Annotated in this window: 18 protein-coding genes; 9 read left to right on the top strand and 9 right to left on the bottom strand. The window is 70.0% G+C overall.

All coding sequences use genetic code 11. The annotated features are described in order from the left end of the window. Positions 1 to 36 precede the first annotated feature (36 nt). Positions 37 to 969: a hypothetical protein gene (locus tag Actob_RS11095; protein ID WP_284919996.1), complete on the bottom strand. Its 933-nt coding sequence runs from the start codon at positions 967 to 969 to the stop codon at positions 37 to 39. Then, complete coding sequence (locus tag Actob_RS11090) at positions 963 to 1,286, bottom strand: PadR family transcriptional regulator (RefSeq protein ID WP_284919995.1); 324 nt, start codon at positions 1,284 to 1,286, stop codon at positions 963 to 965. The genes Actob_RS11095 and Actob_RS11090 overlap by 7 nt, the downstream gene beginning before the upstream one ends. 199 nt (positions 1,287 to 1,485) lie before the next feature. Here Actob_RS11090 and Actob_RS11085 point away from each other — a divergent pair, with 199 nt between their 5' ends. Next, positions 1,486 to 1,860 (top strand): tyrosinase family oxidase copper chaperone, encoded by a 375-nt coding sequence (locus Actob_RS11085; protein ID WP_284919994.1) that lies wholly within the window; start codon positions 1,486 to 1,488, stop codon positions 1,858 to 1,860. Positions 1,861 to 1,870: 10 nt separating this feature from the next. On the opposite strand, the gene Actob_RS11080 is transcribed toward Actob_RS11085, so the two are convergent. The 5 genes from Actob_RS11080 to Actob_RS11060 form a co-directional block, all read right to left on the bottom strand. Then, positions 1,871 to 2,692: a tyrosinase family protein gene (locus tag Actob_RS11080; protein ID WP_284919993.1), complete on the bottom strand. Its 822-nt coding sequence runs from the start codon at positions 2,690 to 2,692 to the stop codon at positions 1,871 to 1,873. 42 nt (positions 2,693 to 2,734) lie between these two features. Beyond that, positions 2,735 to 3,223, bottom strand: a complete 489-nt coding sequence (locus Actob_RS11075; protein WP_284919992.1) for a tyrosinase family oxidase copper chaperone — start codon at positions 3,221 to 3,223, stop codon at positions 2,735 to 2,737. 421 nt (positions 3,224 to 3,644) lie between these two features. Further along, positions 3,645 to 4,046, bottom strand: coding sequence for a hypothetical protein (locus Actob_RS11070; RefSeq protein ID WP_284919991.1), 402 nt, complete (start codon positions 4,044 to 4,046; stop codon positions 3,645 to 3,647). Between the two features lie 296 nt (positions 4,047 to 4,342). Continuing rightward, entirely contained in the window at positions 4,343 to 4,912 is a 570-nt protein-coding gene (locus Actob_RS11065) for a hypothetical protein (protein WP_284919990.1), read from the bottom strand. Then, positions 4,912 to 7,176, bottom strand: coding sequence for a glycoside hydrolase domain-containing protein (locus Actob_RS11060; RefSeq protein ID WP_284919989.1), 2,265 nt, complete (start codon positions 7,174 to 7,176; stop codon positions 4,912 to 4,914). The genes Actob_RS11065 and Actob_RS11060 overlap by 1 nt, the downstream gene beginning before the upstream one ends. Before the next feature lie 199 nt (positions 7,177 to 7,375). On the opposite strand from Actob_RS11060, the gene Actob_RS11055 reads away from it, so the two are divergent. Next, on the top strand, positions 7,376 to 8,791 hold the full coding sequence (locus tag Actob_RS11055; protein WP_284919988.1) for a GGDEF domain-containing protein: 1,416 nt from the start codon (positions 7,376 to 7,378) through the stop codon (positions 8,789 to 8,791). 238 nt (positions 8,792 to 9,029) lie between these two features. On the opposite strand, the gene Actob_RS11050 is transcribed toward Actob_RS11055, so the two are convergent. Then, positions 9,030 to 9,425 (bottom strand): hypothetical protein, encoded by a 396-nt coding sequence (locus tag Actob_RS11050; protein WP_284919987.1) that lies wholly within the window; start codon positions 9,423 to 9,425, stop codon positions 9,030 to 9,032. A gap of 253 nt (positions 9,426 to 9,678) precedes the next feature. On the opposite strand from Actob_RS11050, the gene Actob_RS11045 reads away from it, so the two are divergent. The 5 genes from Actob_RS11045 to Actob_RS11025 all read left to right on the top strand — a co-directional run bounded on the left by Actob_RS11045 (position 9,679) and on the right by Actob_RS11025 (position 14,683). Continuing rightward, on the top strand, positions 9,679 to 11,550 hold the full coding sequence (locus Actob_RS11045; protein ID WP_284919986.1) for a sialidase family protein: 1,872 nt from the start codon (positions 9,679 to 9,681) through the stop codon (positions 11,548 to 11,550). A 334-nt stretch (positions 11,551 to 11,884) separates the two neighbouring features. Then, positions 11,885 to 12,358 carry a hypothetical protein gene (locus tag Actob_RS11040; RefSeq protein WP_284919985.1) on the top strand — a complete coding sequence of 158 codons (474 nt, stop codon included), beginning with the start codon at positions 11,885 to 11,887 and terminating at the stop codon, positions 12,356 to 12,358. Beyond that, positions 12,355 to 13,152 (top strand): hypothetical protein, encoded by a 798-nt coding sequence (locus Actob_RS11035; RefSeq protein WP_284919984.1) that lies wholly within the window; start codon positions 12,355 to 12,357, stop codon positions 13,150 to 13,152. Before Actob_RS11040 ends, Actob_RS11035 begins: the two co-directional genes overlap by 4 nt. Positions 13,153 to 13,184: 32 nt before the next feature. After that, entirely contained in the window at positions 13,185 to 13,589 is a 405-nt protein-coding gene (locus Actob_RS11030; protein WP_284919983.1) for a hypothetical protein, read from the top strand. Between the two features lie 14 nt (positions 13,590 to 13,603). Next, a complete protein-coding gene (locus Actob_RS11025; protein WP_284919982.1) occupies positions 13,604 to 14,683 on the top strand; it encodes a magnesium transporter CorA family protein in 1,080 nt (359 codons plus the stop codon). 17 nt (positions 14,684 to 14,700) lie between these two features. Here the strand turns inward: Actob_RS11025 and Actob_RS11020 are convergent, their stop codons facing one another. Beyond that, positions 14,701 to 15,342 (bottom strand): hypothetical protein, encoded by a 642-nt coding sequence (locus tag Actob_RS11020; RefSeq protein WP_284919981.1) that lies wholly within the window; start codon positions 15,340 to 15,342, stop codon positions 14,701 to 14,703. 188 nt (positions 15,343 to 15,530) lie between these two features. Between Actob_RS11020 and Actob_RS11015 the strand changes: the two genes are divergently transcribed. Continuing rightward, positions 15,531 to 16,040 (top strand): hypothetical protein, encoded by a 510-nt coding sequence (locus Actob_RS11015; protein ID WP_284919980.1) that lies wholly within the window; start codon positions 15,531 to 15,533, stop codon positions 16,038 to 16,040. Continuing rightward, positions 16,019 to 16,630, top strand: coding sequence for an RNA polymerase sigma factor (locus Actob_RS11010; RefSeq protein WP_284919979.1), 612 nt, complete (start codon positions 16,019 to 16,021; stop codon positions 16,628 to 16,630). Before Actob_RS11015 ends, Actob_RS11010 begins: the two co-directional genes overlap by 22 nt. The last annotated feature ends 8 nt before the right edge of the window (positions 16,631 to 16,638 follow it).

Here is a 16,638-nt window from a genome sequence, read left to right as displayed (position 1 = left end):
CTGCTCTGTCGGGTGTCCGCCGGACCCGTTGCCCGCTCAGGTGAGCTCGGGCCGCGTGCTGGGCACCGAGGTCGTGGCAGCCCTCGATGCTCTGGTCATGATCACGCCGAGGGCCAGGCCGGCGTAGAGCAGGAAGATGTAGGCGTCGAAGTCGGTGGTGTCGCCGACGGTCCAGATCTGGTCGGCGGTCATGCCGGGCAGTCTGATCCCGTCGAGGCCGCCGCCGTTGAGCGCGGCGAACAGCCACAGCGGTGCCGACGCGACGGGAGGATCGTCGCCGCTGGACAGCAGGACCGGAAGGGTGACCGCGAGGTCGGTGAGCGTCAGCGCGCCGGCCACGCCGGTCCACCAGGCCAGGACGCGCCGGCCGGTGGCGGCCAGCCGGTCGACGGCGTGGAGCAGCGCGGCGAGGCAGGCGAAGAACACCGCGTATGCGGGCCAGTGCAGGGCGTATCCGCCGGACATCCCGGCCGGCAGCAGGTAGGCCAGGCTGGCGAGGACGAAGCCGGGGACCGTGATCGCGAGCAGCAGCGCGGCCATCCCGGCGCCCTCGGCCGTCCACCACCGGCCGGACCGGGCGAGCACGACGGCAGCGGCGGCCGTGGCCAGCGCCGCCACCCACTGCCGCGGCTGTTCGCCGAACGGCAACGCGGCGAGCAGTGGATCCACGACGGCCAGAGCGGCTGCCAGGCAGGTAGCGAACACGACGACGGCGGCCAACGGCGCCACAACGCACAGTCGTACGGCCCGCCACAGTGCTGCCGCTCGCTCCGCGCCGGCGACCGGTTCCCGCACCGGCCGGGCGGCCGCGAGGCTCGCCGCGTACCGCAGCATTGCCGCGGTACGGCGCTCGGCGGCCAGCACGTGCAGTTCGGCGAGCCACTCCTGGTGCATCTCGCCGCGCAGCCGGGCCGGCCAGCGCCGGGCGGCCAGCCCCAGCAGGGCCTCGGCGATCCGCCGGCTCACCATGCCAGGCTCCGCGTCGCGAGACCCACGATCCCGGGCACCGCGGTCTGTGCCCGCAGCCCGGCGAGGGCCGACCGGGCCTGACTGACCCCGTCGGGCGTCAGACGATAGAACCGGCGGGCCGGTCGTCCGGCCTCGGCCGGGTCGATGTCCTCCCACCGCGTGGTCAGCCAGCCCGCGTCCTGCAGCCGGTGGAGGATCGGGTAAAGGCTGCCGCTGGCCAGGCCGGTCGCCCTCATCAGGTCCAGGCCGTACCGGTCGGCTGCCGGCTCGGCGAGCAGCGCGGCCAGCAGCCGGGCAGTCGCTACAGTGATCCGCATCGCGGCACTATATCCGAACTCTACATAGGGGTGCACCCGCGGGCCCCGAGACCGGCCGGCGTGGCGCATAACCTCGACGACCGCGCTCGAGTTGAAGGCATCGCCGAGTAGGTTCGCACCGGCCGCGTTCTCCGGAGAAAACGGTGACGATCGGCTATGTTATCGACGTACATCGATGTCGATTGCCTTTGGGGGAACGATGCTGAAGCGACAGGTGGCCAACGTGGTGCTGGCCGCGGCCCTGGTGCCGGCCGTGCTGACCGTCACCGCCCCGGCGCCGGCGGGCGCACAGGCGCCCGCCGGGCCGGCCACGTCGGACTCCGTCCCACCCGTCGGCGTCTTCGTCGAGTACTACCGCGACCGGCTGATCCACGGCTGGGGTGGCGCCCATCCGTGCGCCTACATCGACGGCGTGTCCCTGGGGCTCGTCGACCACGGTGACAACCGCTACAGCAGCACCGTCAACGCCTACGAGATCACCGTCGGGGTTCGCGCGACCACCCGCGCCGCGGTGCGCAGCCTGGCCGGCGCCGAGCTGCGACCGGCCGAGCCGACCGCCTACTGCCCGCGCTGAACGATCCGGATCAGGCGTAGGTGTAGACGCTGCTGTGGTCGAGCACCGAGGCCGGGGTCACGCCCGGCCACGGCTGCAGGGTCTCGTCGAGGTCCACGACACCGCTGGTGCCGGCGGCCGGCAGGTAGTGCCCGGCGTCGAAGCCCCACCGTGTCTGCCACTGCGACCACAGCCGGTCGATGTTGCAGTGGTGCAGCCAGAACACCGGGTCGTTCGGCGAGTCCTGCTGTCCCATGTGACCCCCCACCCACACGTGCACCGCGTTGTGCAGGTTGGGGGTCGTCCAGCCCTCCATCCGGTTGCGCATGCCGCTGGTGGCCGAGCTGTTCCACGGCGCCGCGTCGTAAGTGGAGACCCCGAGCACCGAGCTGACCTGGGTGGCGCTGGGCAACGTGTTGCTGCCCATGGCGCGCCGCAGTGATGTCGAGGTGGTGCTGCTGACGTTGATCCGCCAGTTGGTCGCCCCGGCGAACGGGCCCGTGGTGACCGGGCCGTTGCCGCCGGATCCGTTGCCGCCCATGAAGTCGGCGGTGAACGGCGCACCGGTGGTGGTGCGGTCCACGGTCCAGTCCCAGTACGGCAGGGTCACCGACGGCTCGTAGACCTGCAGCGCCCGCTCGAACTCGATCAGGTACTGACGGTGCCACGGCAGGAAGGACGGCGACTGGTGGGCGTAGCGGATGCCGCCGACGGCGGCGAAGTAGTTCAGGTGAGTGGTGACGTACCAGTCGTAGTTACGACCGGTGGTCTGCGCCTTGAGGCGCTTGACGGCGGAGACGAACGCCGCCTTCTCGGTGCTGGTGAGGTTGCGCGCGTTCTTGCGTACGCCCATGACGGAAGAGCCTTTCGATGAATCGGAACGGGGAGGGTGCGGTCAGTTCCCGTGGTTGTGGTCCGCGCCCGCCAGGGCGGTGAGCTCGCTGTTGCCCAGCACGTCGACAGCTCGCCGGGCCAGCTTCAGCAAACCGTCCCGGTTCTTGTCCTCGTCGATCAGGACCGGCTCGTAGTGGTTGAGGGCGCTGATGAAGCCGAGCACCACCCCGGTGCCGCTGGGGGACGGCAGCTCGATCTGCATGACCGCCAGCTTGCGCCCGTCGATGTGGACCTGGTGCGGCTGCCGGCTCCGCGAGGTGCCCCGCGCGCTCAGCTGAGCGCCGTGGGCGCCACCGCCGTGCACTCCCTTGATCTTCTTGCCGCGGTACTCCAGCTCGAAGTCCCGCGGATCGGCCGGCGCCGCGGCGCCGGCCGGCACCTGCGCGGAGGAGCCGGAGGTGGACAGGGCCTGCGCGCCGGCGACGCCGCCGGCGACAGCGGTGGCCGCGGCCGCGTAGCGGATGACGTCCCGACGACTCAGGGTGGACATGGTGTACGTACCTCTTCCGATGGGGTGGACCGCCGTCCCGGGAGCGGGACGCGGGGCGAGGCCGGCAACGGGCCGCCGGGCCTCGGTGGTGACGCGATCAGCTGTTCGCCGCAGGCGTGCGGACGTCGCGGCGGCACCTCTGCTCGGCGCGCCGGACGGTGGTGCCGGCACACGAGCGCGGGGCCGGCGGGATGCTCAGCGTCCGATCACAGGTGCCGCGGGCCGTGGCATGGCCGGCGGCAAAGGTCGAAGGTGTTGTCCGCCGCGGCGGCCGGCGAGGTCAGCCCGAGGACCATGCCGAGGGCGCCGGGGGCGGCTTTTCGCACCGGCGCTCCACATTGTTCGTCGTTTTCTTGGAAAATGGCCATGCGAGTGGCCGGAGAATGGCGCACGGCACGATACGAGCCGGATCGCAGAAAGGTCAGCGCACGTAAAGGGTGTAGCTCGGCACAAAGCCGGTCTGGCATCGGAAGGACATCCAGACATGGTGGGCCACGCCGTCCGCACCGACCTTGCGGCACTCGGCCTGCGCGTCGGCGACCTCGTTGAACGCGGCCGTGTAGACAAGCTGCTCACTGGCCCGCGGCTTGGTCCGCGGCGAGAAAGTGACGGTCAGGTCGTCGCCCGCGAAACGGCTGTGCACGGCCGGCGAGCGCCACACGCCGGCGGCCACCCCGGCGTCGCCGATGACGGCGGCGCGCCCGAACCCGTAGGTGCCCAGCAGCTCGGTGGTGCTGGTGGGCGCGGCCTGGGCCGCGGCGGGGGCGAGCAGGGCGGCCGCGGTCGCGGTCGCGGCGAGAACGGTGGCATGGATTCTGCGCATTTTAATTTCCTTTGCAAATAACCCGGGGATCTTCCCGTGGCATCGCAGGTGGAGCGGAGGATTTCTTCCTCCCGAGCGCCGAGACCATATCACCATTCCAAACAGGACCGATGTGCATGACGTCACAGTTATGGAATAACTATTTGTATTTAATTAACGATTGTTAAGTCCGCGACGTCGGCAAAATACCAGCAAGCCGTCCAATCGGTTTAATGCGACATCGCGTGTCAGTTCCCGGCCGGCGGCGTTTCCAGCGCCGGCCGGCCGGCGACTTCGGAGCGCGGCCCGTTCGAGCGTTACCGCGCCATGCCGCGACGGATCGACTGCGCCCGCCGTACCCGGTCCGCGGTGAACGGCAGAGCGATGCCCGCGCCCACCCGGCGGCTCGGCCATGCGGCATCGGTGTCCAGGCGCCGCGCCAATGCCCGCAGACGGTGGTCGGCCGGCGCCACCGCGATCTCGAAGCGTCCCTCGCGCGGCGTGCGCGCGTCACCGCCCCAGCCGAGCAGCCCGTCGCACTGCGCGACGATGTCATGGACCACGATTTTTTGGTACGGCAGGAATCCGTCCCGCGCCCCCGCCGGATACCACCCCGGCCGGATGTCGAGAACGGTGCCCGAGGCATCGGTGACGAGATCACCCGGCCGCAGCGCGTCGATCTCGTAGTGGAAGCGGCGGGCCGCGTAGAGCAGGACCGTCGCCGCCGGACCGGGCAGCAACGCCACCGCGATGTCGGTGCCCTGCACGGCGTACGTCCGCAAGGTGGGTGTGCCAGCGGCCTCGGCCGGCGCAGCGGACAGCCCGGGACCGGCCAGCATCGCTCCCGCGCCTGCTCCCGCCGACGCCAGCAGGGTACGTCGCCGCATCAGGACACCTTTCCTCGACGGATCTGGATCTGCTCGTTCTCGGTCAGCGCGACCAGCCGGTCCGCGAAGCCCCGGCAGAACTGCCGCAGCTGGTCGTCCACCGTCACCGGGGTCGTGGCCAGGCCGCGCAGCAGCAGCGTGCGGTACGCCGTCACCACGTCGTCGCCGGTGCCGGTGAGCAGGCTCTGTGCCGCGGCCGCCGCCGCGGCCGGGTCACCGCCGAACCGGCCACGGTAGAACAGGCTGAACCGGAGACCGCGATCGGCTCCGCGCAGGTGGGCGCCGAGCGTGGCGCCCGCACGCAGAGCCGTCGCGGCCAGGTACGCGTCCACGTCCGCGACCAGCCCGGCGAGGTCGAGCGCCCCCGGGTTCTCGCTGGTGGCCAGGTACGCCGCGCAGTAGTCACGGGCCGCGGTGGCCGGCGCCGTGAACCGCCATCCGCCGTAGAACGCCATCAGGTCACCGCCCCAGCCGCCGGCGTCGCCGCGTCCGCGCAGCTCGGCGAGCGCCGCCGCACCCCACCGGCTGACGTCCACGTCCACCCCGGCGACCGGGTCGCGGTAGGTGCGGACGCGTGCCAGCCCGGTGCGGTCGACGTAGCTGACGAATTCCGCGTCCGTGCCGCCGGCCAGCTCGCGGGTCTGCCAGTTGTCGTAGCGGCCCGCGCGCAGGTATTCCAGCACCCGCTCGCCCGGATCGCCGTTGCCGTAGGCGACCGCGAGCTCGTGCAGCCGGTCGATCCAGTCGAGATAGGCGGCCAGTCCTGTCGCGGCGGAGCCGAAGGCGCCCTCCCCCGCGTCGGTGCCCGCCCGCCGCACGCACTTGTCGATCTCCAGGGTGCCGACGCCGATCGTGGAGATCTGGTCGAATGCCCAGTTGGCGGGCAACGGGTACGCCACGTTCCCGGTCCAGCCCGAGGTGATCCCGCTGACGAAACTCCACCGCGGGAACGCCTCGGCCGCGAGCCGGCTGCACACGTTGCGAGCGCCATAGACGCCGTGCGAGTACCGGCCACCACGCTGCCGCAGCCCGGCGTCGACCCCGAGGAAGTACGGGATCACCCGCTGCGTCACCTCGGTGTCGGTCGCGTCGTAGTCGACGGCGAAGTAGACGACCGCCCCGGCGTCGATGCCGTGCCCGGCCGCCGCGTCGTGCGCGGCCAGCGCGTCCGCGTAGCCCCGCGCCCAGCCGAAGTAGGAGGCCGAGTCCGCGTACGTCTGGAAGATCGGGAACAGGCGCAGGCCGTTGGCGGCCAGGGTGGCCAGCTCGCCGGGCTTGATCTTCTTGTCGAAGCCGCTGCCCTCGACGTTCGTCAGGTAGCGGCCGATCACGCGGTACCCGGCTGCCACCAGGGCCTGGGCACGGGCCGCGGTCACCTCGTCGACGGTGTCCGCCGCCGTGCCCGGGCGGGCCGGATCCCCGGTGCTGATCAGCAACGACGCCCAGGTCGCGAAGTCACCCTCGCCGTTCACGGTGAGCCCGCAGAACTCCTGGACCGCGCGGGCCGCGGCGGCCAGCGACTCGTCGAAGTCGCCGGTGAAGACCTGCGCCGCCGGGTAGTGCGTGAGCGCGGCCGAGAACAACCGCACCCACGGGCCGGAGGAACCGGCCCTGATCAGGCCGTTCCGCTTGACCCCGGCCTGAGTCAGCGGGCCGAAGTTGCCGTTGGCCTGCGCGTCGGTCAGGCCGCCCTCGTACTGCACGGCGAAGATCAGCGCGGTCAGGAACTCGCGGGACCGGCGGCCGTCGCAGGCCAGCACGAAGAACGCCGACCGGTTCAGATAGCGGTCGTTCATCCACTGCTGGGCGGCGCGCAGTCGCGCGGAGGCGCCGGACGCCAGCAGGTAGCCGTCGGTGAACAGCAGCGCCTTGCACACCTTCGGGACGACCGTGCCGTCGATCCGCGCGGCGAGCCCGGCGTCGGTCATCAGGGCCGCGACGGCGGCGGCCACGGCCGTACCGTAGATGCCGTCGAGGCCGAAGGCGGCGTAGCCCTTGCAGACCAGGCCGCCCTGAACGATCTTGACCAGGTTCCGGTTCGTCTCGGCGGGACCGATCGGGCCGTGCGCGGTCAGCGCCGCCAGCGTCGCCGGGCCGAAGTTGTCCGAGAGCGCCGTGAGCCCCAGCTCATGCTGCAGTCCCCGGGTCAGCGCGGCCATCGTCTGGCGGCCGGCGCTGCCGTCCTCGGCGATCGCGACATATCCGGAGACCCCGGCGTACGTGGCGTTGACCCATTGCTGCACTGCCAGCACAGCGGCGTCCATCAGCACCTCTGATTCATCGTCGTCACTGCACGGCCGGACGACACGATACAGGTCGCTGCAAAGCAGGGCGTTCCGGCCGTTCAGCGCCGGAACCAGGACCCCATGAGCTCGAGACACCAGGCTGGTCGGACCCGCTACGGCGGTGTGCCGTACGCCACATCACCTCAAGGGCGGGTGTGCTGCGACGACATGGCGCGGCGTGAAGAACAAGGTGGTCTGGGCGCTGCTCGGCGCGACGGTGCTGGCGGCGGCCGCGATGTGGTGGCGGAGCGGAACGCCGACCTCGGACATCATCTACTTCGCATGGGCGGCGCCCCTGGTCGTCGCCGTCTGTATCACCGCGGCGCGCCGGCCGGCGAAGCGTGACCGGGTGCCGTGGTGCCTGATCGCCCTGGCACTGGTCCTGTGGCTCAGCGGCGACGCCGTGCAGACCCTGCAGTACTACTCCGGCTACGTGCCGCCGGTCGGACTCTCGGACGTGCTCTGGCTTTCCGGCTACCCCGCCATGGCGGCCGCCCTGCTGATGATGGCCCGCTACCGGGCGGCCGGCCGCGTCCGCGGTGTCGTGCTCGACGGGCTGACGCTGACGTTCGCCGCCGCGATCGCCGCCTACGTCTACTTCTGCCTGCCGATCATCGCGGAGGGCTTCACCACCCTGGAGAGCGTGACACCGGCCCTGTACCCGCTGGGCGACGTCATCCTGCTCGCCGGCGTACTCATGCTGTTCCTCTCCCCCGGGCGACGCGGCGGACCCACCTACCTGATGCTCGTCTCCACGACGCTGTATCTGCTCACCGATTCGGCAAACAACGTGCTCCTGTACGTGGTGCACAGCGACATCTCGTGGGACCTGGACGCCGCCGTCCTGCTCGGCAACTGCCTGCTCGCCTGCGCGGGGCTGCACCACCGCGGCGGCGAGCTCACCGAGCCGGGCCGAGCCGTCGAGGTGCTGCACCCGGCCCGGGTGGTCTTCCTCGGGGCGGCCCTGGCCACCGCGCCCACCGTCGCCCTCACGCATACCGGGCTCGGCCCCGGCGGCCGCACCATCCTGATGACCGCCACCCTCGCCTGCATCGCCTGCGTGCTGATCCGCTTCCTGCAAGCCGTCCGCGGACTCGAACGCACCCAGGCCCAGCTGGCCTACCAGGCCCGGCACGACCCGCTGACCGGCCTGGCGAACCGTGCCGCCTTCACCGAGCACCTCGAGCAGGACACCGCCGGAGTGCTGCTCTACCTCGACCTCGACGGGTTCAAAGGGATCAACGACCGCGACGGGCACGAGGCCGGGGACGCCGTTCTCCAGGCGGTCGGCCAGCGGCTCGGCGCGGCGGTTCGCAGCAGCGACCTGGTGGCTCGGCTCGGCGGCGACGAGTTCGTCATCGCCTGCACCGGGGCGGACATCGCGTACGGGGAACACCTGGCGCAGCGGATCGTCGCGGAGGTGGCGCGCCCGGTCGAGTTCGGCGGGCGGCACCTCACCGTCGGTGTCAGTATCGGCATCGCCGCGCATGCCCACACGTCACCCGACTCCCGGCGCACCGCGCTGCTCGCCGCCGACGAGGCGATGTACGCGGCGAAGAACCGCGGCAAGGGCAACTGGGTCGTCGCGGCGTAGCCGCTTACGCCCGGGCCGGCACCCACGGCGCCTACGGGGCCCGCGAGAGCGCGGTCGAGCGGTTGATGCGCGAGTTCGAGCCGCCCGGGCTGCTACGTGACAAATCGAGAAATTGGCCGCACCTGACGAAAACACCAGCGGAATCGTCATCTGAACGGGAAGGGCGGTAAACGGCCCGGAACAATTGTCCCCGATCTGCGCCGTCACTAGTAACCGCAGACCGGATCGCCGGGCGCGCCTATGGTCGCGGTGGCTGCACGTTGTCGCGCATCACCCGGATCCGCAGGGTGTAGCCGTCGGCCGCCGAGTGGGACGGCCCCGCCGGCGCCAGCGAGATCCTCCCTTCACCGGTCGCGACGGTCTCGAAGACGTGGCTGGGCGCCGCCGCGGCGACGCCGTCGAGCCGGACGATGTCACCGGGGTACTCGGTCACCCGCCAGCCGCCCGGCAAGTCCGGTGGCGTCACGTGGAGGCGGTCGCCGAAGCGGAGCACGACCTCGCGGTTCCGGCTCTCGGGTCCGACCGATCGAAGGTGCGGCATGACCGTGGCCTCCTCACTGGAGACGGCGCGGGGCGGCCCGGTCGTCCGCCCGGCGGTCGCGCACGCCTGCGCTCCCCACAGCACAACGATCATCAAGTACGCCGCGGGCCGGGCCCGTGATCGTGCATACCACCGTTCGCTCATACCCATTTGACGCCGTGACGGTGCCGGGGTTCCGCTCGGCCCCGATCCGGCTCAAAGATTTGAGCACAAAGAGCCGACCGAGGAACGCCTCTGTCGATCCTCGACCAAAAGGTTGATGCTGATCAATGAGTTTTGCGGCCTAGCCTCGCTGAGTCGATAGGAATCGCCATCTTCGAGCAAGGGGCGTAATCTCATGACGCGATTGCGACGTACCATCGCTTTCCTGGCGGCCGGGTCGCTGGTCGGTCTCTCGCTGAACGTGGCGACCGGCTCCACCGCGGCCGCGGCGCCGTTCGGCTACGCGCAGCTCAACAGCATCCAGAAGCGGCTCGTCTCGGGGCTGCTCACCTCCGAACTGGGCGGAGCGCAGGCGGCGGCACGGCAGGCGGCGCCGGCCGGGACGTTCAGGCCGGCCACCGCGACCTGCACCGATCATTTCGGCGCCGACGTCAAGGTCAACCAGAACTGTCTGAACATCACCGACCCCGATCTGCAGGGCCGGGCGCAGGCGCAGAACGAGACCTGGGCGGCGGTCGACCCGAACAACGCCAACCACGTGATCGCCAGCTACAACGACTACCGGCGCGGCGACGGTACCTGCGGGGTGTCGTACTCCCAGAATGCCGGCAAGACCTGGGCCGACTCCACCACGCCCAACGGCTTCACCCGCGGCACCGCATTCGGCGGCGCCCGGCAGTACTGGCAGTCCGGCGGCGACACGTCGGTCGCCTGGGACAGCCGCGGCAACGCGTATCTCTCCTGCCAGGTGTTCATGCGCGGGCTCGTCGCCTCGGCCAACCCCGACCAGTCCAGTGCGTTCTACGTCTACCGGTCCACGGGCACCAACGGCGCGTCCTTCAACTTCCCGGGTCGTCCGGTGGCCGAGCACAACGACGTCGTGGGCGCCGGCGACTTCTTGCTGGACAAGCAGCTGCTGACCGTCGACAACAGCCGGACCAGCCGGTTCCGTGACCGTGTCTACGTGACCTGGACGACGTTCGCCGCCGACGGCACCGGCTACATCTACGAGGCCCACTCGGCCGACTACGGCGAGAGCTTCAGCGCGCCGGTCCTGGTCAGCTCCACGAGCGCGCTCTGCGACAACACGTACGGGCTGCCGACGCCGCAGGGCACCTGTAACGAGAACCAGTTCTCCCAGCCGTTCACCGCACCGGACGGCACCCTCTACGTGACGTACGCGAACTTCAACAACGCGGTCGTCGCGCCGGAGAACCGCAACCAGATGCTGCTGTCCAAGTCCACCGACGGCGGGGCCAGCTTCTCGCCGCCGGTGCGGGTCGGCTACTACAACGACCTGCCCGATTGCGCGACCTACCAGAACGGCGCCGACCCCGGCCGCGCCTGCGTCCCGGAGAAGGGCCCGTCGGCCAACTCGATCTTCCGGGCGACCAACTACCCGATCGGCGCGGTGGATCCCACCCACCCGAGCCGGGTCGTGGTGACCTACGGTTCGTACATCAACCGCAATTCCAACGAGACGACCGGGTGCACCCCGGCCGGCTTCTCGGCGGCCGGGACCAACCTGTTCACCGGCGTCAAGACGACCTGCAACAACGACATCGTGCTGTCGGTCTCGACCAACGGCGGAGCGAGCTTCGCGAACACCGAGCCCCGCACCGCGCCGGTGGTGACCACGGCCAGCGGTCAGGCGCGCAGCGACCAGTTCTTCCAGGGCGCCGCCTACACGCCCAACGGCGCGCTGGCGGTCAGCTACTACGACCGCCAGTACGGCTCGGACAACAACACCGGCTTCTCCGACATCACCGTGTCGCAGTCCCGGAACGCGTCCGGCTTCCGGCACGACCGCGCCACGACCTCCAGCATGCCGCCGCCGACGCAGTTCAACGGTACGTTCTACGGCGACTACGCGGCCGTCGCGGTCACCAACCACACCGCGTACCCGGTCTGGTCGGACACCCGTCCGGTCGATCTGTTCCTCTGCCCCGGCACCGGAACCACCACCACGCCCCCGGCCGTGTGCCGTGTCGGCGCGACCAACGCCTCGGTCGCCAACGACCAGGACATCTACACCGTAGGCGTGCCGATCAGATAGCCACATGACGCCGGCGCGGCTCTCCTTCGAGGGCCGCGCCGCGCGTCGTCCGTCGCCCGGAACCCCGCCCGATCAGCGCGGTGTCACCCCCGGAGCACATCCCGCCAGGGTCACCGGATCGGGGTAACGCCGATTCCGCGCCGGAGCAACGCCCACGGCCACCCATGTTGATCACGCATTGAACCCGACACGTCACGATCGGTGTACTATCCGGCGAGCTTGCCGGACGATAGTCATCGATCTACGGGGGTCGATCCATGTGGGAGAGCTAGCCGAGCGACTCGAGCGGATCACTGTCGACGTCGCCTCACCCGACGGGCGCCTCCACGCTGGAGTGCGCGGACGGCTTCAGCTGTCCCTGGAGTTCCGGCAACGTTCGTACGGCAGCTACGACGAATCCGCGCTGGGACACCAACTGGGTCGTCTGGCGACGCTCGCCTGGGTCCGGTATCACCGGGAGTACACCGAGGTCGAAGCGGCCTATCTGGGCGGCCACGAGCCCGACCGCGACCCGGCGGATCGACGGTTCGAACAGGAGGCCGACGAGCTGACCGTGACCGGAGCCGCACCGGACGGCTGGATCTCGATCGACAGCCGCGCGCTGGCGTCGTGGACTGTCACCGTCAGGTCCGGCGCCCAGCGGCAACTGAGCCAGCAGCAGTTCATCGGTGCGGCGCTGGCCGCGGCGACGGCCACCATCAGCGCCTACCGGTCCGCGCGGGCCCGGCTGCTCGATCAGTACTACGACCTGTCGGCCGGCCTGCCCGCCTGGCGTCGCGCCGACAACCGACCTGTGGAGCGCCGATGACCTCGCCTACCGTCCCACCCAGTCGTCGTTGGTGGTGGATCGCGGCCGCCGCGGTCGTCCTGGTCGCTGCCGGCGTGCTGTTCGCGGTGACGAACAGCGCCGGCGAGGAGCCGTCCGCAGACGGTCCGACGCCCGCTGCGAGTTCGTCGGCGCGGCCGGCACACAGCGCGCCGGCGTGTCTGCCCACTGTCTCCGAAACCGGCTTCTCCGTCGTCCGGCAGACCGTGCAGTACGCCGTCATGACCCGCAACGACTGTCCGGACGCTGTCATCAACGCCGCGGTGAAGGTGCGCGTCCTCGACCCGTCGGGCGATCCCGTCGCCGGCCGTGACGAACAGCTTCCGGACGTGGTGGTTCTGCTGCCCGGCCAGGAACTCGCCGGAGCCGGCAGCTTCTTCCTGGACAAGGCGGGCAGCAAGGTGAGCGAGGTCGAGGCCACCTTCGTCGCCGCGACTCCGGCACCGGCAGAGGCGTTCAACGGCTGGCCCCGCGAGGTTCGCGTCACTGACGTGACAGTGGGAGCTGCCGACAGTCATGGCCGTTCCGTCGTGACCGGGCGCATCGTCACCGACCCGCCGGGTGCCACGCTGTGCTCACCCGCGGCCAGCCTGATCCTGCGCGACAGGAGCGGAGCCCTCATCTACGGGATGACCGGGCAGATCCGCGACGATCAGGTCACCTTCGAACTCGCCGTACCCGAGAACACCGACCGCGGCAAGATCACGGTGGCGATCGCGCAGGGCCGGCCGGCGCTCACCCTCCATCCGGTAGCGACCGCCGCCTGCACCGCCTGAGCTGCCACCGCGCACGACACGGGGAGATCAGCATGCCCGACCAGTTCACCGCAGACATCAACGACCTGTACATCATCGGCAGGATGGACCTGCCGACGCTCGGCATCACCTACGGCCGGGTCAACAACGCGGTCGCGGCGACTGCCGACAGCGACCGGGCAGCCTTCGAAGTCACCGCGGGCGGGCCACCGAGTCAGATCACCACGCTGTGGCAGAACCTGCGCGACGACCTGCAGGACCTACTCGGTCACAGCGCCGAGAACCTGTTCAGCGCCGGGCAGACGGTGATCCACATCGCGGAGGCGTACGAGCAGACCGACACCGAGTCCGGGAAGGCCATCCTCAAGGCGTCCTGGGTCGACGGAACACCGCCCGGCACCACCGGCCGAGAACATGTTCCGGTCGAGCAGCCGCCCGCGATCCGGTTCACGCGGTAGGAGAGGAGACGGCCATGGCCGACGGATACGTGTACCGCAGCTTCGCCGACCTGCACGCCCTGGGCCAGCGGGTGATCGACAAAGCTGCCGAGGTCGTCCTGTGGCAGGACGAGTCGTACAGCCAGGCCCAGCAGGGATCGATCGACGACTACACCAAGTCGCAGACGCCAGGCATGACCACCAGCAATCCGCACTATTCCGCGCCGAGCTCGGGCAACCCCGAGGACAACGGCAACGTGCAGGAGTACGTGCGGCAGGCCCTCGCGGACGTTCCCACCTACTTCACCGCGTTCTCCGTGCCCGACCCGGACAGCATCAACGAGTCGCTGACCAGCCCGCTCTACCGCACTGCCGGCACGCTGATCCCGAGCCTGAAACTGACCCGCAAAGCCGGCGGGCAACTGTCGGCCGACAGCCTGGCCGGTGACGCGCAGGCCGAATCCGTCAGTCAGCTCGTCGGTCACATCACGAACGTGCACATGAAGTACTGGACCGGCGACGCGGCCAACAAGTTCACCGGGTACTGCGCCGCGCTGACCGACGCCGCCGACCTGCAACACCAGTTCGCGACCAGTCTCGCCGAAGTGATGGACGCCCACCTGGAGCTGCGGCGCCGCCAGCTCACCGATGTCTGGAACATCGGCGAGACCACCATCAAGGTGCTCGACTCGCTCGACCAGTGGTGCCTGAACCGCAAGAAAGGCACGCAGACCGCACTGACCGTCGTCGGCGCGATCGCCGCGGTGGTTGTCGTCGCCGTCGCGCCTGAGACTCTCCCCGCGGGCTCCGCCGTCGCCGCGGAGACCATCCAGTCACTGGGCGCCATCCTCGGCACGGTCCCGGACAAGAAGGAGGAGACCCTCTCGATCACCGGCGCGACCGTCCAGGCGGTGATCGAGTCGATGATCGACAGCATCCGTAAGCTCAACGAGCAGGTCGACCAGCAGGAACAGCTGCTCGCTCAGGCGCTCGGCGCCCTGCGGCAGGCAGTGGATCTGCACCGGGCACAGCTGCTGGTGCCGCCGCCCGGCGAGTTCACCAAGCTGGCCGACGCGGACATCGGCACGTTGCGCGAAGTGTTCTACAACCGCTGACGTCCCGGAGCCCGGCGCTACAGGTTGCCGGGTTTAGGGATGTGCTGGTCGACCACCTGGCGCAGGCAGAAGTGGGTGAGCTGAGAGCGCCCTTCGGCGTGTGTTGCCGCAGTGGTGAGGGCCCCCATCGCGTCCACGGCCTTCTTGCCGATGGCGGTCCGGCCGTTGGCGGGGATGGCAGGACTCTCCTGGAGTTCGTGGACCAGGTCATAGGTGAACCCCAGCAGCTGGTCATCGGTGAGGGCGGCCAGCCAGCTCTTGACCTGGCGGCGAGTCACCGCGTTGAGCAGCCCGGTGGACCATTCGATGCCCTTGCCCAGCAGCGAGGCGGCCGTCCGGAGTTCGTGCGAGCCGCGGCCGGCGCTGCTGAGGCCGGTGCTGGTGGTGGTGCTGGTGCGAAAGTCCGCGCGGACGGCGAAGGCGCCGGCGATGCCGTAGAACAACCCGCCAAGAGCGGGGTTGGAGAAGGGCGGCACGTCGGCCAGATATGCGGCGGTCCAGCCGAGCAGTCCACCTCCGCCGCCGGCCAGCGTCAGATAGAGCAGGAAGCCACCGAGTGCGCCGGCCCGGGTCCAGCTGAACCAGCACTGGTAGAAGGTGAACGGGAACCCGAAGACGGCGAACACCGCCGCCACCCCGATCGCGACGGCAAGGCTCACGAGATTCCTCGCAGAGGTCCGGATGTGGGGCTGACAGCAGGCGGGACCCCCGTAGCATAAGCCGCATAACTACTTTAATTGAGTTTTATTCACTTAAAGCCTCGGGCGTCGAACGTGAGATATCAGTGAGTCATGAGGAGCCTCACGGCATACCGCCGGCTGATGACGACCGCGCTGACGTCTTACTCGTGATCGAGGAGTTGTGCCAGCATGTGCGCCAGCGACTCCCGGGCCGGCTGCACTTTCTGATCATCCACACCGTGGTGAACAAGGTGGTGAACCGGTGGCGGTACGCGCTGCGTGACGAGCAGGGCCTGGTGGTCGCCGGTCTCCGTGCCGATGCGCACCGGGCCGCACTGGCCTGGCTCAGGGACCACGGCGAGATCAGGGCCAGCGGACAGGAGTACGACGATCTGCTGGCGGAAACCGTCCTGGGCGGTGGCTTCGACGCGGCCGCGATCCGCGCCGGGATAGACACCTGGGTGCGTCAGCGGCGCGTCACCGAGACCCTCATCCTGATCCAGTATCTGGATCTGGCGGAGACGAACGGTAGCGCCCCATCAGCCCAGCAGGTCCTGCACCGCTTGCGAGAACGTGGCCGGACGCTGACCCCGCACGACGTGCATGAGGCACTGCTCAGCTTTCACCACCTGCTGCAGGGGCAGGGAGGCCCGCCATGTCCGGCCCCGACCCGGTGACCACCGCCGACCCCATCCGGCACCTGGTGAGTGCCCTGACCACCGAACCCGGACAACTGAAGGGAGAGGTGCTGCAACGGGGCATCGCCGCATTGCGCGGCTACCTGTACCGCCGGTTCGGTCAGGCGTTGAGCGGCGCGGACATCGACGAAATCGCCGGCGACGCGGTCGCTCAGCTGGTGGAAAGCGTGCACCGGGGAATGGTCTCGCCGGCCGCCAGTCCCGCCGGCTATCTGCTCGCCATCGCGTCGAACCAGGCGCGCACGGCCATCCGGCGCATCCACCGGAACGTCCCCGTCGGCGACACCCATCCCGCCCTGCTGGGTCTGACCGACGACCAGACCGCCGCGCGACTGGAAGCCTCGGCCACCGCGGACCTCGTCCAGGCGGCGATGGCAGACGCCTATCACCGCGGAGACGCCACAGCGGTCCGGGTCGCCACCTATCTGCTGGATCACATCCAGCGCACCGGCGCCAGCGCGAGCAGCCGCACCGCGGCCGAGGCCTTGGGTCTCAGTCACGAGGGGGTCGGCAAGGCGCTACGCCGGCTCCGTGCCTACATCGCCGCCTACCAGCAGCAGGCACCCTAGCCTGCGAC

It is taken from the genome of Actinoplanes oblitus, assembly GCF_030252345.1.
Taxonomy (GTDB): Bacteria; Actinomycetota; Actinomycetes; order Mycobacteriales; family Micromonosporaceae; genus Actinoplanes; species Actinoplanes oblitus.
The sequence above is the reverse complement of the archived record's forward strand: the minus strand, read 5'-3'. Positions and strand labels throughout refer to the sequence as shown.